This window comes from Pantoea sp. GbtcB22 (genome assembly GCF_019091025.1).
Classification (GTDB): domain Bacteria; phylum Pseudomonadota; class Gammaproteobacteria; order Enterobacterales; family Enterobacteriaceae; genus Pantoea; species Pantoea leporis.
The window spans coordinates 1-245 of record NZ_JAGXKB010000607.1 but is presented as its reverse complement, the minus strand read 5'-3'; the positions used below and the strand labels follow the sequence as shown (position 1 = coordinate 245).

Genomic DNA, 245 nt, shown 5'->3' with positions numbered 1-245 from the left:
TATAAAGAAAACCATCATGCCGCTGGCATCTGCGATAGTTAGTTAAACCGAGCCGCTCTGCTGCGGGGAGCCAAAGGAAAAATCTCCGGCCCGATCGGGATTATTCAACTGCGCGCGCTGTTTTAAATACTCATCACTGAGAAGCAATTCTCCCGGGAACTCGAGGTGATCGTAATCCCTGACATAGCGATCCAGATCGGCCAGCGCCATCTTCATCGCTTCAATCGACAGATGCAGCCACGGCA

At 51.8% G+C, this 245-nt stretch carries 1 pseudogene; it reads right to left on the bottom strand.

Features of this window, described 5'->3' with window-relative positions:
• Positions 1-45: 45 nt before the first annotated feature.
• A pseudogene (locus KVT28_RS26130) lies at positions 46-245 on the bottom strand (gamma-glutamyltransferase); the annotation flags it as partial.